Annotated in this window: 20 protein-coding genes; 15 read left to right on the forward strand and 5 right to left on the reverse strand. The window is 50.8% G+C overall.

What is annotated here, in order from left to right; translation table 11 throughout:
- The first annotated feature begins 2 nt into the window (after positions 1 to 2).
- The 3 genes from V4U88_RS13910 to V4U88_RS13920 all read left to right on the forward strand — a co-directional run bounded on the left by V4U88_RS13910 (position 3) and on the right by V4U88_RS13920 (position 3,298).
- Entirely contained in the window at positions 3 to 1,463 is a 1,461-nt protein-coding gene (locus V4U88_RS13910; protein ID WP_334073846.1) for a sensor histidine kinase, read from the forward strand.
- A gap of 65 nt (positions 1,464 to 1,528) precedes the next feature.
- Positions 1,529 to 2,485, forward strand: a complete 957-nt coding sequence (locus V4U88_RS13915) for a 4-hydroxy-3-methylbut-2-enyl diphosphate reductase (protein WP_334073847.1) — start codon at positions 1,529 to 1,531, stop codon at positions 2,483 to 2,485.
- 129 nt (positions 2,486 to 2,614) lie between these two features.
- The gene (locus V4U88_RS13920; protein WP_334073979.1) at positions 2,615 to 3,298 is read left to right on the forward strand and encodes a CAP domain-containing protein; all 684 of its coding nucleotides are present in this window, start codon (positions 2,615 to 2,617) and stop codon (positions 3,296 to 3,298) included.
- Positions 3,299 to 3,644: 346 nt separating this feature from the next.
- On the opposite strand, the gene V4U88_RS13925 is transcribed toward V4U88_RS13920, so the two are convergent.
- Positions 3,645 to 3,842 (reverse strand): hypothetical protein, encoded by a 198-nt coding sequence (locus V4U88_RS13925; RefSeq protein WP_334073848.1) that lies wholly within the window; start codon positions 3,840 to 3,842, stop codon positions 3,645 to 3,647.
- A gap of 142 nt (positions 3,843 to 3,984) precedes the next feature.
- Between V4U88_RS13925 and aroF the strand changes: the two genes are divergently transcribed.
- Both aroF and glnA read left to right on the forward strand, forming a co-directional pair.
- Entirely contained in the window at positions 3,985 to 5,028 is a 1,044-nt protein-coding gene (aroF, locus tag V4U88_RS13930; protein ID WP_334073849.1) for a 3-deoxy-7-phosphoheptulonate synthase, read from the forward strand.
- A 245-nt stretch (positions 5,029 to 5,273) separates the two neighbouring features.
- Complete coding sequence (glnA, locus tag V4U88_RS13935; RefSeq protein WP_334073850.1) at positions 5,274 to 6,698, forward strand: type I glutamate--ammonia ligase; 1,425 nt, start codon at positions 5,274 to 5,276, stop codon at positions 6,696 to 6,698.
- Positions 6,699 to 6,761: 63 nt separating this feature from the next.
- On the opposite strand, the gene V4U88_RS13940 is transcribed toward glnA, so the two are convergent.
- Positions 6,762 to 7,760, reverse strand: coding sequence for a LacI family DNA-binding transcriptional regulator (locus tag V4U88_RS13940; RefSeq protein ID WP_416367223.1), 999 nt, complete (start codon positions 7,758 to 7,760; stop codon positions 6,762 to 6,764).
- 433 nt (positions 7,761 to 8,193) lie between these two features.
- Here V4U88_RS13940 and V4U88_RS13945 point away from each other — a divergent pair, with 433 nt between their 5' ends.
- From V4U88_RS13945 to V4U88_RS13965, 5 genes are all read left to right on the forward strand, one after another.
- Positions 8,194 to 9,561, forward strand: a complete 1,368-nt coding sequence (locus tag V4U88_RS13945; RefSeq protein ID WP_334073852.1) for an ABC transporter substrate-binding protein — start codon at positions 8,194 to 8,196, stop codon at positions 9,559 to 9,561.
- A gap of 99 nt (positions 9,562 to 9,660) precedes the next feature.
- Positions 9,661 to 10,554, forward strand: a complete 894-nt coding sequence (locus tag V4U88_RS13950; protein WP_334073853.1) for a carbohydrate ABC transporter permease — start codon at positions 9,661 to 9,663, stop codon at positions 10,552 to 10,554.
- A 2-nt stretch (positions 10,555 to 10,556) separates the two neighbouring features.
- Complete coding sequence (locus V4U88_RS13955) at positions 10,557 to 11,393, forward strand: carbohydrate ABC transporter permease (protein ID WP_334073854.1); 837 nt, start codon at positions 10,557 to 10,559, stop codon at positions 11,391 to 11,393.
- 101 nt (positions 11,394 to 11,494) lie between these two features.
- Positions 11,495 to 14,221, forward strand: coding sequence for a GH36-type glycosyl hydrolase domain-containing protein (locus tag V4U88_RS13960; protein ID WP_334073855.1), 2,727 nt, complete (start codon positions 11,495 to 11,497; stop codon positions 14,219 to 14,221).
- 107 nt (positions 14,222 to 14,328) lie between these two features.
- Positions 14,329 to 15,207, forward strand: coding sequence for a hypothetical protein (locus tag V4U88_RS13965; protein ID WP_334073856.1), 879 nt, complete (start codon positions 14,329 to 14,331; stop codon positions 15,205 to 15,207).
- 78 nt (positions 15,208 to 15,285) lie between these two features.
- Here the strand turns inward: V4U88_RS13965 and V4U88_RS13970 are convergent, their stop codons facing one another.
- Positions 15,286 to 15,645 carry a hypothetical protein gene (locus tag V4U88_RS13970; RefSeq protein WP_334073857.1) on the reverse strand — a complete coding sequence of 120 codons (360 nt, stop codon included), beginning with the start codon at positions 15,643 to 15,645 and terminating at the stop codon, positions 15,286 to 15,288.
- Between the two features lie 342 nt (positions 15,646 to 15,987).
- Between V4U88_RS13970 and serC the strand changes: the two genes are divergently transcribed.
- From serC to V4U88_RS13990, 4 genes are all read left to right on the forward strand, one after another.
- Entirely contained in the window at positions 15,988 to 17,076 is a 1,089-nt protein-coding gene (gene serC / locus V4U88_RS13975; RefSeq protein ID WP_334073858.1) for a 3-phosphoserine/phosphohydroxythreonine transaminase, read from the forward strand.
- Positions 17,077 to 17,266: 190 nt separating this feature from the next.
- The gene (trmL, locus tag V4U88_RS13980; RefSeq protein WP_334073859.1) at positions 17,267 to 17,731 is read left to right on the forward strand and encodes a tRNA (uridine(34)/cytosine(34)/5-carboxymethylaminomethyluridine(34)-2'-O)-methyltransferase TrmL; all 465 of its coding nucleotides are present in this window, start codon (positions 17,267 to 17,269) and stop codon (positions 17,729 to 17,731) included.
- Between the two features lie 240 nt (positions 17,732 to 17,971).
- Positions 17,972 to 18,169, forward strand: a complete 198-nt coding sequence (locus tag V4U88_RS13985) for a hypothetical protein (RefSeq protein WP_334073860.1) — start codon at positions 17,972 to 17,974, stop codon at positions 18,167 to 18,169.
- 69 nt (positions 18,170 to 18,238) lie between these two features.
- Entirely contained in the window at positions 18,239 to 18,460 is a 222-nt protein-coding gene (locus tag V4U88_RS13990; protein ID WP_334073861.1) for a hypothetical protein, read from the forward strand.
- Here the strand turns inward: V4U88_RS13990 and V4U88_RS13995 are convergent.
- Both V4U88_RS13995 and V4U88_RS14000 read right to left on the reverse strand, forming a co-directional pair.
- Positions 18,452 to 19,603 (reverse strand): serine hydrolase domain-containing protein, encoded by a 1,152-nt coding sequence (locus V4U88_RS13995; protein WP_334073862.1) that lies wholly within the window; start codon positions 19,601 to 19,603, stop codon positions 18,452 to 18,454. The genes V4U88_RS13990 and V4U88_RS13995 overlap by 9 nt on opposite strands.
- Positions 19,604 to 19,635: 32 nt before the next feature.
- Positions 19,636 to 20,991, reverse strand: a complete 1,356-nt coding sequence (locus V4U88_RS14000) for an erythromycin esterase family protein (protein WP_334073863.1) — start codon at positions 20,989 to 20,991, stop codon at positions 19,636 to 19,638.
- A 284-nt stretch (positions 20,992 to 21,275) separates the two neighbouring features.
- Between V4U88_RS14000 and V4U88_RS14005 the strand changes: the two genes are divergently transcribed.
- Positions 21,276 to 21,539, forward strand: coding sequence for an MlrC C-terminal domain-containing protein (locus tag V4U88_RS14005; protein WP_416367217.1), 264 nt, complete (start codon positions 21,276 to 21,278; stop codon positions 21,537 to 21,539).
- Positions 21,540 to 21,548 lie beyond the last annotated feature (9 nt).

The raw sequence follows: 21,548 nt of genomic DNA on the forward strand, positions 1-21,548 counted from the left end.
AAATGTCGATACGGTGGCGGCTGACAGCTTGGTATACCGGTATTTTGGCCATCACGCTAATCTTGTTCGGCACCTTGATTTACTATATTGTAGGGTACAACACTTTTAGTGAGGTTCGGAAAAAAGTCGATGACCAGGCGGATCAAATCCTCAGTTCCCAAAATGTGACCCTCTCCCAAGGATGGGACCTCCAGTTGAACCGGAGCCAGGCGATCCGACTGGAGGATGCGCGGATATTCTGGCAATTGAACAACTATGTCATGGGTGTGAAGCGCCTCTCGCCAGGCCTGCAGGAGCGGGGGATTTCCTTTCCCGTCCCCGGCCTGCAGGACGTCGGCGAGAAGGACGCTTTTCAAAGCATCACTTTAAACGGCAAATCTTATATTCTCTACGAGCGTCCGGTCTATTATGAAAATACGATCATCGGCTTGCTGCAGCTTGGGGCCGACACGACGGCGGAAAATCGGATGCTGGCTCAAATGAAGACGGTTCTTTTATTTGGTTCCTTTATCACGCTTGTGGTCGCCAGCACTTTGGGCTTGTTCCTTGCCCGAAAATCTATGGCTCCGATCAGTAAAGTGATTGAGGCGGCCAACGGGATCCAAACCGGCAACGATCTCAGCGTCAGGATCGATTACGACGGGCCAAACGATGAAATCGGCCGTTTGATCGGCACGGTGAACCGTATGCTTGCCCGTACCGAAGGTTTTTACAATGAACTGAGCGAAGCTTATTCGGCACAGCGCAGATTTGTCTCCGATGCGTCTCACGAGCTGCGGACCCCGCTTACGACGATCCGCGGCAATGTCGATCTGCTGAAGAAGGTTTGGTCCTCCTCCGAAGAGACGGGGCAGCCGGGGATGGATGAGGAGTTGCTGCAGAAATTATCCCTGGAGGCGGTCAGCGATATCGCGGATGAATCCCAGCGGATGAGCCGGCTGGTGAATGACATGCTGTCCCTGGCCCGGGCCGATGCGGGACAGACGATCGAGATGGAACCGCTCCCGTTGCGCCCGCTGGTGGAAGAGGTGATTCGCCGCGCTCAGTTTTTACCGCGCAAAGCCGTTTGGCTCCAGGGCGACCTGGAAGCGATCGAAGGGGCAAGTGTCCGGGGAAGTAAGGACTATCTGCAGCAGATGCTGTTTATTTTTATTGAGAATGCCTTTAAATACACCCCTGAGGGAAGCGTCAAGCTGGATGCGGTTCGGGCGGGCGACCAGGTGGGTATCCGGATTGCCGATACGGGCATCGGTATGGACCGCGGCGAGGTTCCGCTGATTTTCGAACGATTCTACCGGGCGGATCCCTCCCGCGGCGTGACACCGGGTACCGGATTGGGGCTGTCGATCGCCAAATGGATTATTGACGAACATCATGGCTCGGTCGAGGTAATGACGAAGCGGGGCGAAGGCACCACGTTTGTGATCTGGCTTCCCGCCGTCTTTAATGCGCTTCCCGAATAGGCTATAATAAAAGGGATTCCCTATGAGCAAGAAAAACCGGGAACAGAAAGCAGGGAGAGCAAAGGATGGAAGTCATTAAGATATCGCCGCGCGGTTACTGTTACGGAGTGGTCGATGCGATGGTGCTGGCCCGGCAGGCGGCCAAAAACCTCGATTTGCCGCGACCGATTTATATACTCGGCATGATTGTGCACAACAGTCATGTCACCCACTCGTTTGAGGACGAAGGGATCATCACCCTGGACGGCCCGAACCGGATGGACATTTTGCAGCAAGTGGAGAAGGGAACGGTTATTTTTACCGCTCACGGCGTGTCGCCGGAAGTGCGGAAACTGGCCCGGGACAAAGGCCTGACGACAGTGGATGCGACCTGCCCGGACGTCACCAAGACGCATGTGCTGATCGAAGAGAAGGTTGCGGACGGATACGAGGTCATCTATATCGGCAAGAAAGGGCATCCCGAGCCGGAAGGCGCCGTCGGCGTGGCGCCGGGGAAGGTGCATCTAATCGAGAAGGAAGAGGAAATCGCCGGTCTGCAAGTTTCCGCGGAACGCATCGTCATTACGAATCAGACCACGATGAGCCAATGGGATATCAAGCATATTATGAAAAAGCTGCTCGAGAAATTTCCGGGGGCCGAGGTCCATAATGAAATTTGCCTCGCCACCCAGGTCCGTCAGGAAGCGGTGGCAGAGCAAGCGGGACAGGCGGATCTGGTCATTGTGGTCGGCGACCCGCGAAGCAACAATTCCAATCGGCTGGCCCAGGTTTCCGAGGAAATCGCCGGGGTGAAAGCTTACCGGATTGCGGATATTACCGAACTGGATACCGAATGGCTGCAAGGGGTGGGCAAAGTAGCCGTGACATCCGGCGCTTCGACGCCGACGCCGATTACGAAGGAAGTCATCGCTTACCTTGAGCAATATGACCCCGCGGATCCTGCGACCTGGGAGATCGTTCGTACCGTCAATATGCAGAAGCTGTTGCCTCCAGTAAAGGAAGGCGTAAAGACGAAACCTTAAGCAAGCCGGCTTAGCGTCATCGAGCTTCATTTCCAAGTTTTGCGGGGTCCTTCCGGGCAAAAAATCTGTTATACTCCTTTTAGAGTGGTTACAAAAATGTAACCAAATGACTTCAGAGGAGATGACATGATGAAATCAAACCGGAAGAACAAGTTATGGATGGCCGGAGGATTGACGGCTGTCCTCGCCGCGGCTCTAATCCTGCCTAACGGAGCTTCGGCTCAATCCTACAGCACATATACCGTAAAGAATACAACGACATGGAAAACGTACTTTAATACCATTCCTTGGATTGAATTTTATAAGCAACCTTCGACTACACCTGCACCGGCACAACCGGCCAATCCGGTTCAGCCAGCCCAGCCTTCTAAGCCGATTGAGCAGACTCCATCGGTCAAGCCGACAGAGCCGGCGCAGAATCAAACCGGAACGGCTGCGGACAAGTCCCAATTCGCCACTCAGGTGATCACCCTGGTCAACCAGGAACGGGCGAAACAAGGCCTGAAGCCGCTGTCCGGAGATGCCGCTTTGAACAAGATGGCTTTGGCCAAAGCCCAGGACATGAGCCAGGGCAACTATTTCAGCCATACGTCGCCAACGTACGGATCGCCGTTTGACATGATGAAGCAGTTTGGCATCAGTTACCGTTACGCGGGGGAAAACATCGCCATGGGCCAAAAAACGCCGACTGAAGTCGTAAAGGCCTGGATGAACAGTGAAGGGCACCGCGCCAACATTTTGAGCCCCAACTTTACGCTGATTGGCGTCGGATACTATAACGGGTATTGGGCGCAGGAATTTGTAGGGAGATAAGGTCTTAGATAGCCGTTGAATAGGAGGTCCGAAGTCACTTCGGCCTCCTATTTTACATTTATATAAGGGTTAGGTAAAGAATAAAGCGCCACCGGCGGAGTCTACACATTAATTAACGGGAAAACCTCCTGTTAATGCAGCACTCTTGGCCCTGGAGTCTGATTTAGCTGGAAAAGCTCCATCTAATTCGCGGCCCTATGGCCGATATACTCTATTTCAGGCTAAATAACAGGAGGTTTTCCAGCTAAGTACCTTTTGCGGTCGAACAAGCACCAAAATACCGGGAAGAATTCCCTTTAGTTAGAACCATACATAAAGAAACAGGGTGGCTACGGCCCGCTTTCGATCACCCCTGGAACAAAGCGTAAATGAGGGGCATTACAAACGCCGCCAATATGCCCAGCATTAGAATGGCGCAGCGGGTTCCGATCCGCAACCACCACGGCTTCCTTACAATCCGTTCATTGACGCGCTCCATGTACAAAGCCCCACCCGCAATCAAAAAGACCAATCCGTTAAAAAAATAATCTTCGAAAGACGCCACACGAGCTCTTGGCTAAAAGAAAAGGTTGACGTGCAGGGAGCTATCGGGTATAGTTGCTTTAATGGATAAAAGCTTAAAAGCGAACAAGCGTTTAAGTGCGATAGTGCCGAACGCCGTTTAATAAAGAAAGGATGAATCATTCATGATCGTAATTACGTCCAATCAAACGCCCGAGGAGCGGGTGCAGGAAATTATCGCCGTTATCGAGAAGGAAGGACTGCAGACGCATGTCTCGCGCGGCAAGGACCGTACCGTTATCGGACTCATCGGGGCGATTGAACCGAAATTGGCCGAACACCTTCGTCAAATGAAAGACGTGGAAAATGTCATTAAAATATCGAAATCCTACAAATTGGCCAGCCGTGACTTTCACCCGGAAAATACGGTCATCCAGATCGGTGACGTGCAGATCGGCGGCGGCGATCTCGTGATCATGGGCGGGCCTTGCGCGGTGGAATCTCCCGAGCAAATCGATGAAATCGCCGGCCTCGTTAAAGCGGCTGGCGGCCAGGTGCTCCGCGGGGGGGCGTTTAAACCGCGCACGGGTCCTTACAGCTTCCAGGGCATCGGCGTGGAAGGTCTTGTCATGATGGCCGAGGCCGGCAAGAAGCATGGCCTTCTGACGATCACGGAGGTCATGACGCCGGAATACGTCGACGTGTGTGCCGAGTATGCCGATATTTTGCAGGTCGGGACCCGGAATATGCAAAACTTCGATTTGCTGCGCAAGCTCGGCACTTGCGGCAAACCGGTGCTGCTGAAACGCGGCTTCAGCGCCACGTACGACGAGTTCTTGAACGCCGCCGAGTACATTTTGGCCGGCGGCAACCCGAACGTTATGCTGTGCGAGCGCGGGATCCGCACGTTTGAAACCTACACGCGGAACACGCTCGATTTGTCGGCGATTCCGGTATTGCAGGGCCTTAGCCATCTGCCGGTCATCTCCGATCCAAGTCACGGAACCGGACGACGTGAGCTGGTGGAGCCGATGACCAAAGCATCGGTGGCTGCCGGAGCGGATGGGCTCATCATCGAAATGCATACGGATCCCGATAATTCGATGACGGGAGACGGGGTGCAGTCGTTGTTCCCGGATCAGTTTGCGGCCTTGCTGCAGGATCTGGAGAAGCTCGCCCCGCTGGTCGGCAAACGGTTCGACACGCCGAAAGCAGCCCTGCAACGGTAAGGAAAAACTTGCTTATCCCCCCCCAGTTCAAAGCTCTCCCGTGCTTATTACGGGAGGGCTTTTATACTTTTTGTCGATTAATTTGTACTTAGTGTAATAATAGCTTACATGGGATATAAAAATACCTTACATAGCTATTGACGACAAGACGTGTCAGTTCTATAATGACGACAGACTAAATATAAAGGATGAACGTTAAACAACATTAAGTGTTTTAATGTTCGTGATTTGGGGAGGAAGTCATTATGTCAGCAGAATTGGTTATGAAAACAATTCAGGAAAAGCAAATTGAGTGGGTCGATTTTCGTTTTGTTGACTTGTCCGGCCGCGCGCATCATATTACCCTGCCGGCAAAGGAAGTTGACGAGAACACGTTTATCAATGGCGTCGCTTTCGACGGATCTTCCATTCCAGGGTTCCGCGGAATCGAAGAGTCCGATATGGTCATGATGCCGGACCATGGCGCAGTTTTTGTGGATCCGTTCACGGCGCATCCGACATTGAACGTATTTTGCGACATTTACACCCCTGACGGTGAAAGATACGAAAGAGATCCGCGCAGCATCGCGGTTCGTGCCGAAGAGTATTTGAAAGAGAGCGGTGTGGGAACGGCGGCTTTCTTCGCTCCCGAGTCCGAGTTCTTTATTTTCGACGACGTGCGCTATGAGAGCGGAATGAACAAAACGTATTATTCCGTAGACTCGGAAGAAGCGGCCTGGAATACGGGGCGCGGTGAGGAAGGCGGCAACCTGGGTTACAAGATTCCGGTTAAAGGCGGTTACGTGCCGGTAGCTCCGGCTGACAAGCAGCAGGACATCCGCAGCGAAATGTGCCGGCTTCTGGAAGAGGCGGGCCTCCGCGTGGAACGCCACCACCACGAAGTGGCTACGGCCGGCCAGGCGGAAATTAACTTCCGTTTCGATACTTTGTTAAAAACTGCCGACAACCTGATGGTTTACAAATACATCGTGCACAACACGGCGATCCAGTTCGGCAAAACCGCTACTTTCATGCCGAAGCCGCTATTTGGCGACAACGGCAGCGGGATGCACGTGCACCAATCGATCTTTAACGGAGACACTCCTTTGTTCTACGAAAAAGGCGCATACGCCAACCTGAGCGAAACGGCGCTGCACTATATCGGCGGGATTCTCTATCACGCCCCCGCTTTGATCGCGTTCACGAACCCGAGCACGAACTCCTTCAAACGCCTGGTTCCGGGCTATGAAGCTCCGGTGAACCTGGTTTATTCCAAAGGAAACCGCTCGGCGGCTGTCCGGATTCCGGTTGCGGCGGTAACGCCGAAAGGCTGCCGGATCGAATTCCGCACGCCGGACTCGACGGCGAATCCATACCTGGCCTTCTCGGCCATGCTGATGGCCGGACTCGACGGGATCAAGCGCAAGATCGATCCGAGAAAAGAAGGCTACGGTCCTTTCGACAAGAACATTTATGAGCTTTCGAATGCGGAAAAAGCCGAGATCCGCAGCGTTCCGGGGTCTTTGGACGAGGCGCTCAGCGCTCTTGAGAACGACTACGAGTTCCTGACCGAAGGCGGCGTATTTACGAAAGCATTCATCGATAACTTCATCGAACTGAAGCGCGCTGAGGCAAGATCTGTGGCGATCCGGGTTCATCCTTACGAATTCGGTCTTTACTACGATCTGTAAGAATAACAAACAAACGGCTGGACGGGGAACCGAGGTTCCTCTCCAGCCGTTATTTTTTTGCGCTTAAACGGTCACCTTACTGCCGCAGGACTCGCGAATGACCAATTCCGGTTCCACCACGACGTTGCTTGTCTCGGACTGGGAATTGATGAGGTCGTACAGCAGGGAAGCGGCCAGACGACCGATTTTGTCCTTGTTCTGACGGATCGTGGAAAGGGCCGGGCTCGTGTATTTGCAGGCTTCGATATCATCGCAGCCGATGATGGCGATGTCCTCGGGAATCCGGTACCCATGTTCCTTCAGAGCCCGCATCGCGCCGATAGCCAGCAGATCCGAGGCCGCAAAAATCGCTCGCGGCAGGTTGCCGCCCGCGTCAATCATTCGACTTACGGCCTCATAGCCGCTCTCCTCGAAAAAGTTCTCCCCGTTAACAAACCAGTTCTCGGTGATCGGAAGCCCGAAGCTTTCGATCGCGTCCTTGTAGCCTTTTTCCCGCATATTCGAGATATCCGATTCCAGGGTGCTTCCGATGTAGCCAAGGTCCCGATAGCCTTGCAGATAGAAGTGTTCGACAACTTTATATGACATCTTGTAATTGTCGGACATAATATAGCCGGAACTTTTGCCCTTCAGTTCGATATCAACGCCGATGCAAGGGATTTCGCTGTGATCCAGTTCGCTGATGGACGGCTCGACCTGTTGGCCGGTCACGATGATACAACCGTCTACGTTAAAGTGGCGGCATCTGGCCAAATAATCGCCATCGATCGCATGGGACTTCTCATTCGAGAAAAACAGAAGATCGTAGCCCAAAAAGCCCATCTGCTTTTTAAAAGCGTTTAGCACCTCAACAAAGAAAGGGTGTGTAAAGTCGATGTTCAATTTCCCAGCGAAAATGACCCCGATCAGATTGGATTTCTTGGTGGCCAGTGTTTTCGCCGAATTGGAAGGTACATAACCGGTTTGCTTCATAATTTCGAGGACTTTCGCCTTGGTTTCTTCGGAAATGTCGCTATAGTTATTAATGATTTTGGATACGGTGGATACGGATACGCCCGCCATTTCCGCAATCGTTTTAATATTGACCGGCAAAATAATGCCTCCTTCGTTTAAAACGATTTCTCAACACTGTCGTTTTCTGTGGGTTTCGAAACCACGAAAATGACTTTCGTAAAATAAGTTTACATTCTTCACCTTCATCAAGTCAATGAAAAATGTCGGACAGGAGGGGAGAAACCCTGCGCCCCAACAGGATCCCGATAAGAAGGAGAGCTTTTGCAGCATCAAGGGAGTAAGCGGCTTCCCGGCCTTCCGGATCCCTAAAAAAATTCTCTTTACAAACAGGATGTTTGGTGTAATAATGTGTCTTGACGAAACCGCTTTCGGAATATTCTAGCGAAATACGCTGATTATAAGCGAATTTTACGAAAAATTTAGATGGAACTTTCGAAAGTGCGATCTGTCGAATTTTTTACCAATATTAGGGGGTAACCACATGGTCAAGAGAATTTCAGCCTTGGTTCTTGCAGGCGCTCTTACGCTTAGTCTTGCGGCCTGCGGCGGCGGCAGCGGTAGCGGAGGCAACGCGGCACCAGCCGGTGAAAGCGGTGGCAACAAAGCAAGCGGAGAGAAGAAGGTCATCAAAATTCTCCACTGGAAGCAAGAAAACATCAATAAAGCGATGGAAGAAATCAACGATGCCTTCGAAAAAAAATATCCGGAATATAAAGTGGAATACACCACAACAGGTCCGGACGACGAATATAAACAAGCGCAAAGAGCGCGGATTACAGCTAACGACGTAGACATTTTGGCCGACCTTTCGGGGATGAGACTTTCGCCTCAAGAATGGACGCCGGGTGCGAAAACACCGGACTGGCAGCAATGGATCGACGCCGGCCTGATCGCGGATCTGTCCGATCAACCGTTCGTGAAAAACTGGAACGCTAACGACATCGAAAAAGCCGGTACATACAACGGCAAAGTGTACGCGATTCCTACCGGTAAAGTGGCAATGTCGGGCTTGTTCTACAACAAGCAGATTTTTGAAGAAAACGGATTGAGCGTGCCTAAAACCTGGTCTGAATTCATCAAGCTCAACGATGCTTTGAAAGCGAAAGGCATCACGCCAATCGCGGTTGCAGGTAAAGACGTATGGCCATTGAAGCTGCCTGTATTCGCCCTCCAGTCGAAAATTCTGGGCGGCGGCAACCAGCAAAAATGGATCGAAGGTGTTTGGAAAGGCGAAACCGCATTTAACGACGCTGAAGCCATCGAAGTGCTGGAAAAGGCAAAAACGATCCAAGACAATTACATGATCGACGGATTTATGGGTATTGATTACGCTTCCGTTCCATCCATCTTCGCTGCAGGCAAAACGGCGATGCTGGCTGACGGATCGTGGGACGCTCCGACGATCGCTACGGCGAACCCGGATTTGAAATTCGGATACTTCCCGCTTCCGGCGACTGAAGACGCTGCGAAAAACGCTTCTTTCGTAGGTAAGTATGATGTGACCTGGTATGCTGCGGAGAAAGGCCCGAACAAAGAGGGCGCGCTCAAATGGCTGGAGTTCTTCTCCCAGCCTGAGAACTACACGACATTCGTCAAAGCCGCAGGCTTCATTCCTACCCAGGACAATATCTCGACGGATAGCGAGTTCATCGACAAAGAATTGACTCCTTACCTCGGCGACTTTGAATTGGCTTACGAAATTATGATGATCAACCGCGAAAACGTGGGCGAACATTTGGCTGCTGAAGGCGTCCATACGGAATACCTGGCACCGGGCGGACAATTCAAGACCGCTAAGGAATTGGCTGACGTACAACAAAAAGAATGGGAAGCCGCAGCTCCAAAATAATGTAGAGAAATAGAGAAAAATAATAAGGCCATACTGCCCTCGGGGTCTGCGTAGGCAGACCCCGATCATTATTTGATTTGGACCTGCGAGGTGAGAGAGATGTATCCATTTGGCAAAGGCTTTTCGCGATATTTACCTTATTTACTGCTTCTGATCCCTATGGCTTTGTATCTTATTTTCTATTTCGGACCTTCGGTATTGACTGTGATTTACTCTTTTACGGATGTTAAACAAATCCCAGGAAGCCCTGTGCATTTTGTTGGTCTGGATAACTACCATGATTTATTCTACTCCGGAAACTCTGGAGAACGCTGGCGCTCCATTATAAATACATTGATCTTCATGTTTGTCGTGACGATCGTTCAGAACGGGGTCGCCTTGTTCGTCGCCGTGCTGATTAACCAACGTCTCCGCGGAGATTACTTCTATCGCGCTGTCTTTTTCCTCCCGGTTGTCCTGGGGGTGGCCGTTGTTGCTCTGATCTGGGGCATGATGTTCGATCCGATGAGCGGGCCGGTCAACATGCTATACGACAAGCTGTTTGGCTTTAAAGATATGTTTTTTGCCAGCTTTACGCATGCGTTCGGTTACATTATCTTTGTACAAATCTGGATGTATATGGGCTATTCCATGCTAATCTTCCTGGCGGGGCTGCAGTCCGTACCGAAAGACTTGTATGAAGCGGGACACATCGACGGAACCAACAAATGGCAGGCTTTCCGCCATATTACGTTCCCGTTGATCGCTCCGTCCTTCACCGTGAATATGCTGCTTTCGATTATCGGCGCGATGTCGACCTTTGATATTATCTTGGCTACGACCGACGGTAAATTCAATACCAGAACGATGGCTTATGACGTGTATAAAGAAACGTTCCGCGGAAGTCTGGAGATGGGCTTGCCTTCGGCCTTGTCCGTCGTGCAGTTCCTGATCATCCTAGTGTTCGTCATCGTGGCTGTCAAACAGACGCGTAAGAGAGAGGTGGAATATTAATCATGAAAAATTCCAAATCGTTTTCGATTCTCTCGTATGCCGTCATCGCCGTCCTTTTGGTGCTCTATGTGGTTCCTTTGATTTTGGTGCTGAATGTTTCATTGAAATCATACCCCGAATACTTGATGAATCCGATCGGAATCGTAAAAGATTTTCAATGGGGAAATTACATTACTGCTTGGACGGAAGGCAACTTTGCTAATTACTTTCTGAACAGTGTGCTCTACACAGGGATTGCGACTGTTCTAACGATCATCGTTTCCGTCATGGGGGCCTTCCCGGTTGCGCGCGGTTATGTGAAATGGAGCGGGTTTATCTACCTGTTCTTTCTTCTCTCACAGTTCCTGCCGAATCCGATGGTCGCCCAGTACAAGCTGATGTTGTCGCTGAATGAATACGTTGGTTTCTTCGGCTATAATACGAAGCTCGGCTATATCATCCTGAAAACCTCGGGAACCGGCGTCGTATTTATGATGTTCGTCGGATATATCAAGGCGATCAGCCGGGAGCTGGACGAAGCTGCGGGGATCGATGGATCGGGTTATTTCCGTTATCTGTTCCAGATGATCATGCCGCTCATGAAGCCGGTCATCGCGACGGGCGTTATTTTGACGGCAATCGGGATTTGGAACGACTATGTCGGACCGCAAATGTACCTGCCGAGCAAGGAAAATTTCCCGATCACCTTCGGATTGAGGGAGTTCAAGGGGCAATACGGAAACAACTGGCCGCTGCTGGCCTGCGGAATTACGATTGTAGCCGCTCCGCTGATCCTTCTTTATACGTTCATCCAAAAATACCTCGTTGACGGCGCTCTTGCGGGTGCTGTGAAGTCCTAACGCCTCATAAGGAATCCCGTGCACCTTCGGGGGAGCGGGATTCATTTATGCCTGTATCTGGCATCGATTAGAGAAAATAAAGGGAGAGGGAGAATCGAAAAATGACATACAATAGCAGTTGGAAGTTCCTTGGAAAAAACGGGGAGTTCCGATTAGAGCAGCCGGAGAAGAGCAGTTTTTTATATTTTCCCCTGGTGAATGAAGCGGGCATGATGTCCGCGGTTACGCCCAACCTGCATGGGGAAATGACCTCGAGCCATAATACGTTTCTAATGGAGCCGGTTTCGGTGTTGGATTTGCACAACTCGAAGGCGTCCCGGAATTTTTGGGTTCATATCGAAGGCGCCGGAGCTTGGTCGGTCGGCGGCAATTCGGCCAAACAAAATGCCGAGCTGTTCTCGGACGGCAAAGAAAACAGCGCGGTGGAAGCCGGGTTCCTCTGGCATAAAATGATCCGCGAGAACGCGGAAACGGGTCTGCGTGCGGAAACGGTCAATTTTGTTCCGGTCAAGGAAGATAAAATCGAGCTGATGAAAGTGACGCTCACCAATACGGGCAAGACCGCGCTTCGACTGACGCCGACGGCGGCGATTCCGATCTATGGGCGTTCGGCCGACGATCTCCGCGATCATCGCCATGTGACGTCCTTGCTGCACCGGGTGTTCACCTCGGATCACGGGATCGAAGTTCAGCCTGCGCTGTCCTTCGATGAACGCGGACACCGGGTAAATAAGGTGACTTACAGCGTGTTCGGATCCGGTGCGTCGGGTGAAGCTCCCGTCGGGTTCTTCCCCGAAACCGAGGTGTTCGCCGGAGAAGGCGGGGCCCTGGATTGGCCGGAAGCGGTGGTGGCAAATCTGGAGCCGACCGTGCAAGCCGGCGCGTCCCTGGAAGGCTACGAAGCGATCGGCGCCCTCCGCTTTGCCCCGATTCAGCTGGAAGCGGGACAATCGGCGGCTTATATCATCGCCATGCTGATTACGGACGACCGGACCTCTCCAAAACAGATCGCGGAGGGTTACTTGTCGGAAGCGCAGTTCGACCGGCTGCTTGCGGATAACCGGCGTTACTGGCAAGAGAAGCTCGACACCGTGTCCTTCCATTCCGGCGATTCCGAGCAGGATTTGTGGATGAGATGGGTCACGCTGCAGCCGATTTTGCGCCGATTGTACGGGAACTCCTTCCTGCCTTATCATGATTATGGCCGGGGCGGACGGGGCTGGCGGGATTTATGGCAGGACTGCCTGGCGCTTATGGTGATGGAACCGGCGGAAGTCAGACACCTGCTGCTTAACAACTATGCGGGCGTTCGGATCGACGGAAGCAACGCGACCATCATCGGAACGAAGCCCGGCGAGTTCGTCGCCGACCGCAACAACATCCCGCGCGTCTGGATGGACCATGGCGCATGGCCGCTGCTGACCACGCTGCTGTATATTCACCAGAGCGGTGATCTGGATCTGCTCTTGCAGCCGCAGACCTATTTCCGGGACGTATTTGTGAAACGCTGTAAGGACCGCGACCTGACGTGGACTCCGGAGCAGGGAAACAAACTGTTGACCAAGGACGGGGACGTTTACGAAGGTACGATTCTGGAACATATTTTGCTGCAAAACATCACGCCTTTCTTCCATGTCGGCGAGAACGGAAACATCCTGCTGGAAGGGGCGGATTGGAACGACGGGCTGGATCTCGCGCCGAACCGCGGCGAAAGCGTGGCGTTTACCGCTTTTTACGCGAGCAACCTCCTGGAGCTTTCGAACCTGCTGCATGCCTTGCGGGAGAAGAACGGTCTGGAATCGCTGGAGATCGCCGAGGAAATGGCGGTCCTGTTCGATACGCTGGCAGCGCCCGTCTCCTACGACCGCATTGCGGAGAAACGCGCACTGCTGGACCGCTATTATGATGCGATCGTACCGGCCGTTTCCGGCGCGAAGGTGAAGCTGGATCTGCGTCAAGCGGCCGAGGACTTGAAGCGTAAAGCCGAGTGGACCATCGAGCACCTGCGCAGAAACGAATGGATCAAGAGCCAGGAAGGCTACGAATGGTTCAACGGATACTACAACGACCATGCCGAACGGGTGGAAGGCGATCATCCGCAAGGGGTGCGCATGACGCTCACCGGTCAGGTATTCAGCATTATGGGCGGCGTCGCGACCGAGGAACAGGTCGAAAAAATTTCCGCGGCCGTCGACCGGTACTTGAAAGACGAACGGATCGGCTACCGGCTGAATTCCCGCTTTGGCGGAATCCAACAGGATTTGGGCCGCGCGTTCGGATTTGCGTTCGGACACAAGGAAAACGGCGCGATGTTCAGCCATATGACCGTGATGTACGCCAACGCGCTATATAAACGCGGCTTTGTGAAAGAAGGCTTCGAGGTTTTGGATTCCATTTACCGCCTGTCCGTCGATTTTGGGAAGAGCCGGATGTACCCGGGAATTCCGGAATACATTAACGAGAAGGGCCGCGGCATGTATCCTTACTTGACAGGTTCGGCGAGCTGGCTGCTGCTGACCCAATTGACGGAAGTTTACGGCGTCAAAGGGCTCTACGGCGATCTGAAGCTTGAGCCAAAGCTGGTAAAGCCGCAGTTTGGCCAGGACGGCAAGGCCTCCGTGGAGACGCTGTTTGCGGACCGGATGTTCCGCATCGTTTACAGCAATCCAGAAGGTGCCGATTTCGGCGGCTACCGCATCAAGGCGGTTGCGCTGAACGGAAAACCGGCCGTTTGCGATTTGAGCGGGGACGGCTGCCTGATCAGCCGCTCGGTGTTGGAAGACCTGCCGAAAGACGGGGTTCACCAGCTCGAAGTCCTTTTAGGCTAATTTTTCGGCCTGAAGTTACTGCGTCAACGTACTTGGAACAGGAAAACCCTGCCGCTTACTTCTTAAGCCAGGGTTTTCTAGTTATATGAAGGGATGCATGACCAACTATGACTTACCGATTGAAAAACGAACATTTAAGCATCGAGATTGCGGAACCCGGGGTTTACCGGGGGGCGCGTTTTGATTGGACCGGCTTTATTACGGGAATTACCCTCCTCAACGGAAATCATACCTTTTGCGTTCCGGAAAGCCTGGTTCCCGGACGGGGAACCGGAGGCGCCGGATTATGCAATGAGTTCGGAATAGAAACTGCCCTGGGCTATGACGAAATCGCTGCGGGCGGGCAATTCCCCAAGCTGGGGATCGGATTGCTGACCCGGGTTGATGAACGGAAGTATGAGTTCTTCCGGGATTATCCGATTCGCCCCTTTGATGTGAAGGTCGTCCGGGAAAATAAGGCCTGTCTGACCTTCCACAGCCTCCCCAAGGAGTGCAACGGCTTTGCCGCAAGCCTGTCCAAAAGGATTTCCGTTGCCGGAAACCGGCTTGAAGTGGCGTACTCGCTGCGGAATACGGGAACAAAAGTATTGTCGACCGAAGAATACTGCCATAACTTCCTTGGCATCGACGGTCATAAGATCGGGAGAGATTATGTCCTGCGATTTCCGTTTGAATTAACCCCAACGGCGGATGAGGAGCAGACGATGGCCGGGCTAAGCTTCGAACGGGGAGAAGTCCGCTTTCCCGACCAGCCGCAGTCGCCTTTTTATTTCCGCCTCCCCGGCTTTGAAGGCGGCCGTTACCCGTGGATTTGGGAACTCCTTCATGAGCCGAGCGGAACCGGCGTCCGGGAGCTCAGCCAATTCCCCGTTTCGAAAGCGGCAGTTTGGGGGGAGGGGCATGTCGTTTCCCCGGAAATCTTTATTAAGGTGGAGTTGGCGCCGGGAGAAGAACAACGGTGGACGCGGATATACGAATTTTTTTAAATATTAAGACGAACAAAAAGGCTGGCACCGGTTTAAGCATCGGTGTCAGCCTTATCTGCGATGCAACAAGCCTACAATCTAGATTATCCATTTATATAGAGCGCCAAGCAACAGCGATATTACCTTGAATTTTCTGAAAATGAAACATACTACCACAATAAGCGGAATCAGCCGCAAACGTTGGAATTTCTGTCCGGTTGGAATAAACACATACAACAAAAGAGCCAATACCAGTTCAAATCTTTGTGTCACAGAAAAGGCATGAAAAAAACCGTATCCTGTCGCCACCAGGGCGCCAATAGGAAGAGCTGCGCAAACTGCGGCAATCCAGCCAGCTCCACGGCTGTACCATATGATGTAAGCCGCTATCGGCGAAACGATGGCAATACTACCCCAAAGGAGGAAATAGCGACCGATCCGCGAACTAATATCGTTCAACAGATTAAGAAAATCGCCCAAACCTCCGTAATATCTCAATTCAAAATTAGTTTAATCCTAAATTTTGGGGGTGATTAATATTAATGGAAAAAATATAGTTACTAATTTTTCGTGTAACACTATGGATTATCTATACTAACCGGATTTCTTTGTTGAGATGTTTGATATAAAAAAAGGTCAAAAAAACCCAATTCTTTGATTAGATGAAGCGTTAATGTGTCAATTCTATAAATTGTCGTATTTTTACGAAATATCAGCTTGCTGGGCGGCGGTTTAGTTGCTATGATAGTCCTTATCAAACTTCGAACATGACTAGAATAGCACCAGAAAGGATGGGGAGTAATGAGCAACAGAGCATACAACTTTAATGCCGGACCGGCAGCGCTGCCGCTGGCCGTGCTGGAACGCGCCCAGGCGGAATTCGTCGATTTTAAGGGGACGGGGATGTCCATCATGGAGATGTCCCATCGCGGTAAGGTATACGAAGAGGTTCATAACGAAGCGGCCAGCCGCCTGTTGAACCTGCTGGGCAATCCGGGAGGCTATAAAGTGCTGTTCCTGCAAGGCGGCGCGACGACACAATTCGCGATGCTGCCGATGAACCTGCTGACCGAGGGCAAGAAAGCCGGTTATGTCAAAACGGGCAGTTGGGCCAATAAGGCGATCAAAGAGGCCAAGCTGATCGGGGAAACTTTCGTGGCCGCCTCCTCCGAGGCGGACAAGTATATGTCCATTCCGGACCTCGGCAACCTGGTCCTTCCCGAGAACACGGCTTACCTGCATGTGACCTCGAACGAAACGATCGAAGGCACCCAGTTCCAAAGCTTCCCGGATACCGGTAGCGTTCCGCTTGTCGCAGATATGTCAAGCGACATCCTGTGCCGTCCGTTCGACTTGACCCAATTCGGGCTCATCTATGCGGGCGCTCAGAAGAATCTGGGACCTTCCGGCGTCACGGTGGTCATTGCCCGGGAAGAACTGCTGCAAAATTCGCCGGCTCATTTGCCGACTTATTTCCGTTACGATACGCATGCGGATAACAACTCTCTGTACAACACTCCGCCATCCTTTGGCATTTATATGGTGAACGAAGTGCTGAAATGGATTGAAGAGCAAGGGGCTCTGAAAGGGATCGAAGCGAAGAACCGGGAAAAAGCGAATCTCCTGTACCAGGCGATCGACAACAGCGGCGGCTTCTACCGCGGCGCGGCGAACACGTCGGACCGCTCCCTGATGAACGTCACCTTCCGCCTCGCTTCCGAAGAGCTTGAGAAACAGTTTATCAAGCAGTCGGAGCAGGCAGGCTTTGTCGGGCTGAAGGGCCATCGCAGCGTTGGAGGACTTCGTGCTTCCATCTATAACGCGGTGCCTTATGATAGCGTCAAAGCGCTGGTTGACTTCATGAGCGAGTTTCAGAAGGCGAACGGCTAACGCGGCCGGTATACTGCGCTGATATACCATTTTCGATAAACGGCGGCAGAGGGAAACCCTCTGTCCGCTGTTTTTTTATGAATCGGCGCTGCGGGACAGGGGAATCAAAAAACTGGTATAATAAACAGACAGCAATTCCGTACGGTTCATCCGGACGGCGAAAAAAAATTGACTCGAGGTGTTTGACAACATGGCTTTGCATATCGTGCTGGTGGAGCCGGAAATTCCGGCCAACACCGGAAACATTGCCAGAACTTGCGCGGCGACCGGGATCCATCTTCATCTGGTGCGTCCGCTCGGATTTCGGACTGATGACGCTACGTTGAAGCGGGCGGGGTTGGATTATTGGTATGCGGTGAAGATCGAGTATCATGATTCCTTCCGCGAGGTGGAGGAGAAGTATAGCGGCAGCCGGTTTTTCTTTGCGACGACGAAAGCCCGGAAGCGGTACACGGATTTCAAGTTTCAGGACGGCGATTTCTTCGTGTTCGGCAAGGAGACGAAGGGCCTGCCTGCGGAAATTCTGGAGGCTCATCCGGAAACATTGATGCGGATGCCGATGACGGACAAGGTCAGATCGCTGAATCTGTCCAATTCGGCGGCGATCATCGTATATGAAGCGCTGCGGCAGCTCGATTTTCCCGGAATGGAATAGATGGGGCGACCAAAGCATAAACAATAGGATGAAGGGATCAAGATGCCTCAATCGAAAACGGAAAAAGAGAAAATGCTTGCCGGTGAGTGGTATGATGCGAGAATTGATGCTTACCATAAGAAGATGCAAACTCTTAAGAATGAATATCAGGTAAGAAAAAGGAACAAGGGAGTAAATAGTACAAGAAAAAGAAAGCGGGTAACGAAATTGAGCCCGTCATAGGAATGGTGGTGACTTGTTATGCCAGCTATTACTGGCGATGATTTACAGAAGGCATTTAAAAGGGTAAAACAAGCGGTGCGCTCCAAAGCGAAAGAAGCAAGCGCCCCGCTATTTTATGTGGAAAATGGGAAATACATTCGAGAAGAGCCAAACGGTGATAAATTCATACGTGTCTTAGATTCGGATGGAATCCTCAAAGACTACAAGGTCAGGTAGGGTACTTGAAGGAGGGCATCATTTAATGCGCCTTAATGATAATTCCCATGGAAATTTGAATAATCGGTCATGTTTGTCACACTCCGTTCGGGCGGGGTGGTGACGCGGGAGGAATTTGCGGCCATGCTGCTACGGGTGCTTGTCCTCCGGGGCGGAAGCGAACGAACTGCCGTTTACGGATCGCTCGGACATTCCGTCATGGGCAGAGGAAACGGTCGGGGCCGAGATGGCAGCAAGCTGGCACCGGAACAGGAAATTTTCGGTGCCAGCTTGCTGGTGTTCTTAATGTGATGAAGAGCCAATGAGTTGCTCGGCAATGCTTTTGGAAAGAGGCAAGGTATTAATTTCAGAAGGCATCGCATTGATATTAAGGGTTTGTACATAATCCCCGCCGCGAGTTCCACCTGCGAACGTAGCGAATCCTGGAAAGTTGCCGCCATGCCCCCAAATCGTAATACCATTCGCCAGCTTTGTTCCCATGATCCCCAAGCCGTATTCACCTACTGGAGTTTCAACCCCAGTTAACATCTGATCTAAAGTAGCTGGTTTTAACAGCTTGCCACTAAGTATAGCACTGAAGAATGTATTCATATCATCCGCTGTGGAGATCATAGATCCCGCAGCATCGGCCCAAGAGGGATTCATTTCAGTTCTGTCTATGAATTGACCGTCGAGTACGAAGTATCCTCGTGCATGTTCACCTGGAATAAACGAGTAGTCGTCGGGTACATAAGTGTTCGTTAGCTTAAGGGGAGCTATGAAACGTTTCCTAATATGTTCCCCGTATGTTTCTCCAGTAGCCTTCTTAATAATCATCCCTGCCAGTACCGAATTCGTATTGGAATAAACCCATTTCTCTCCAGGCTTAGAGGTTGCCTTCATGTTCAGTCCAGTACGAACTAATTCCTCAGCAGTAAAGGAATGTAACGGGTTTGGGAGTAATTTATCGAGAATATCCTTGTGTTCTGAATAGTCAGGAATACCGCTTGTTTGGTTTAATAGTTGCCGAATCGTGATATGTTCCCCTTCATATTCAGTACCCTTAACAACATCAGGCAGCCATTTTTCTATCGTGTCATCCAGGTTCAGTTTTTGTTCATCAACAAGCTGAAGAACGACCATTGCAGTAAACGTCTTTGTTAGACTACCGATCCGAAAAGTAAAGTTCGTCTTAACCGGGTCAGTACCGTAAATGCTTGCTTCACCGGAAGCATATGCCCATTTTGATCCTTTGTTTGAGGAAGCTACTATTATGCCCGGTATATTTTGATGGTTAGCAGCTTCATCGATAAGTTGCTTGGCTTTGGTCTGCGAATCTTGACTGTAAGTAGTAACGAGGGGATCCGTCTGATTTGCAAAACCGGTTCCTGATAATGGCAGTAATAAAGTCGCGGTAATCATTGTCGATACAGTGAGCATAGAAATTTTGTTCATTTCGTTTTTCTCCTTTTGATTAAGGAATCGTATTATTCATTCATTTGTGATGGAGTGACCTTTTTGATATAGAAAAAGATGTCAAATGTCTTGCCGAATGCAACGTCTACAAACAAAGGTATTTCGGGTCCCAATGTTGTTATTCCGGCAACTAGAGGACGGGATTCATCTAACCAAGTTTTCACCGAACCGCTTGCTTTGCGCAAGTCTACAAAAAATTGATCATGTTTGACTTGTCCGACGGTATAGTTAATGCTATTGGGGTCATCGATTCTAACCGTTCCGTAAGGACCGAATTTGCCGCTTTCATTAACAACGTTATATGAACCTGAATGGATTGAAGTCCCGATGGATACGTATTTGTCGCCGTAATGTTTAGCCAAATGTTGTCCTGACATCTCCGGATATACGAATGGAAGAATATTGGTTTTGGCTATATGTCCGTTATGACCCCATACAATGGTTTTCCCCCATTGTTCTTGTGTCCACTTCGCATTTTCATACATTGCAATATCATGTCTTAAGAAGAACTCCGGCTGTTGTTCAGCTGAAAGCATATGAATAAATTGCTCGATAATACGGGCGCTATGCAATGCCCATGCGTAAGCTTCTTTTTGCTTGCCGGCATTAGCTTTATTTTTTTCTAGCAGCTCAATAATAGACCGGGCATTGGAAAGATGCTTTTCTTTCTCATCTTTGGGCAGTTTCGCAAAACTTTGATCATCTTTTGTTGCGGGAATAAGCTCTTTCATTTTGTCATTTAATTGAGAAATCAAATTCGGATGATATTGTTGGATATAGTCCGAAATTTTGTTAAACACATGTTCATCTAATTTTTGTTGATCCATCCCGATTACACGTACTTTGTTGGCATGTTTGGGATTGGCATTGTAGTCACGAATCCATTCCAACATTTGCGTCATTTCTTTATTGTTAAACACGGGGCTAAGATTTTTGCCTGGATGCCCTTTACCTGTAAGAACATATTGATCAAGCATCAATCCGTTCCCCCAGTTCTCCTCTAAGACAAGGTTTGTAAACCCCAATTCCGTAACCATATACTGTACGATACGGTGTTTCATCGTGAATATTTCATGCATGCCATGAGAAGCTTCGCCTAAACCAACAATAGAAGCAGATCCTATCATCTCTTTAAGTGGTTGTAAATCTTCCAAAGAAGCACGAGGCTCTGTTGTTGTTAATTTGCTTGCATTCTTCTCCAGCCACTGTAATGGAGTCTGTTTGTCCTTCATGGCAGTTTCAAGTTTAGATGCAGGCGTATTGCCCGAACTGGATGGTGTTGATGGGATTTCTTCTGTGGAACAACCGGCCAAACTTATACTACATATTGTAGTAAGCGCCAGCCTCGTTAATAATTTCTTGTTCATTTTTTTCCTCCCCAGGGTTATTGTTTGACATTCACTGCGAAGCGATTTGTCTCCCCGAGTATTGCAAAGTAATTGTCATACTGCCAAGATGCCATTATGTCACCATGCTGCGTATTACTGTCATATGACGGCTTATCGCCCAATGCTTTCTGGGACCGAAGTGAGCAATTCGGCTTCACGACAGAAGCTTATTCCTTGGATGAAGCGTTACAAGCGGCGGCAGAGGAGGCGGCGAGATCGGTCATTTTGTCGGATACCGGCGATAACCCGCGGCAGGCGCTAGCATGGATTTGACCCTCGTTCTGAAGCGGCTGCTAGAGTTGGGTTGGCGGGAGACGCTTGTTGCCGTCATCGTTGATGCGGCAGCGTGGGAGATGTGTTCGAAAGCAGGTGAAGGTGGGCGTGTCGGACTCGGTCTCGGACGGCTCGATCCGACATCTTCTAGCGGCGATTCGCAACTGGCCGTCGACGCAGAGGTCGTCACGCTGGGAACCGTTTGCGGCAAGGCATACGCTGTCGTCCGGAGCAGTGGGTTACCTTATATTTAATACGAAAGA

The organism is Paenibacillus sp. A14, from assembly GCF_036864815.1.
GTDB classification, from domain to species: domain Bacteria; phylum Bacillota; class Bacilli; order Paenibacillales; family Paenibacillaceae; genus Fontibacillus; species Fontibacillus sanfengchensis.

Bases quoted from the DNA above. Each gene is read 5' to 3' on its own strand.
- V4U88_RS13910 (WP_334073846.1), top strand. From the start codon at position 3: ATGTCGATACGGTGGCGGCTGACAGCTTGGTATACCGGTATTTTGGCC.
- V4U88_RS13915 (WP_334073847.1), top strand. From the start codon at position 1,529: ATGGAAGTCATTAAGATATCGCCGCGCGGTTACTGTTACGGAGTGGTC.
- V4U88_RS13920 (WP_334073979.1), top strand. From the start codon at position 2,615: ATGAAATCAAACCGGAAGAACAAGTTATGGATGGCCGGAGGATTGACG.
- aroF (WP_334073849.1), top strand. From the start codon at position 3,985: ATGATCGTAATTACGTCCAATCAAACGCCCGAGGAGCGGGTGCAGGAA.
- glnA (WP_334073850.1), top strand. From the start codon at position 5,274: ATGTCAGCAGAATTGGTTATGAAAACAATTCAGGAAAAGCAAATTGAG.
- V4U88_RS13940 (WP_416367223.1), bottom strand. From the start codon at position 7,760: ATGGCGGGCGTATCCGTATCCACCGTATCCAAAATCATTAATAACTAT.
- V4U88_RS13945 (WP_334073852.1), top strand. From the start codon at position 8,194: ATGGTCAAGAGAATTTCAGCCTTGGTTCTTGCAGGCGCTCTTACGCTT.
- V4U88_RS13950 (WP_334073853.1), top strand. From the start codon at position 9,661: ATGTATCCATTTGGCAAAGGCTTTTCGCGATATTTACCTTATTTACTG.
- V4U88_RS13955 (WP_334073854.1), top strand. From the start codon at position 10,557: ATGAAAAATTCCAAATCGTTTTCGATTCTCTCGTATGCCGTCATCGCC.
- V4U88_RS13960 (WP_334073855.1), top strand. From the start codon at position 11,495: ATGACATACAATAGCAGTTGGAAGTTCCTTGGAAAAAACGGGGAGTTC.
- V4U88_RS13965 (WP_334073856.1), top strand. From the start codon at position 14,329: ATGACTTACCGATTGAAAAACGAACATTTAAGCATCGAGATTGCGGAA.
- serC (WP_334073858.1), top strand. From the start codon at position 15,988: ATGAGCAACAGAGCATACAACTTTAATGCCGGACCGGCAGCGCTGCCG.
- trmL (WP_334073859.1), top strand. From the start codon at position 17,267: ATGGCTTTGCATATCGTGCTGGTGGAGCCGGAAATTCCGGCCAACACC.
- V4U88_RS13985 (WP_334073860.1), top strand. From the start codon at position 17,972: ATGCCAGCTATTACTGGCGATGATTTACAGAAGGCATTTAAAAGGGTA.
- V4U88_RS13990 (WP_334073861.1), top strand. From the start codon at position 18,239: ATGTTTGTCACACTCCGTTCGGGCGGGGTGGTGACGCGGGAGGAATTT.
- V4U88_RS13995 (WP_334073862.1), bottom strand. From the start codon at position 19,603: ATGAACAAAATTTCTATGCTCACTGTATCGACAATGATTACCGCGACT.
- V4U88_RS14000 (WP_334073863.1), bottom strand. From the start codon at position 20,991: ATGAACAAGAAATTATTAACGAGGCTGGCGCTTACTACAATATGTAGT.
- V4U88_RS14005 (WP_416367217.1), top strand. From the start codon at position 21,276: ATGGATTTGACCCTCGTTCTGAAGCGGCTGCTAGAGTTGGGTTGGCGG.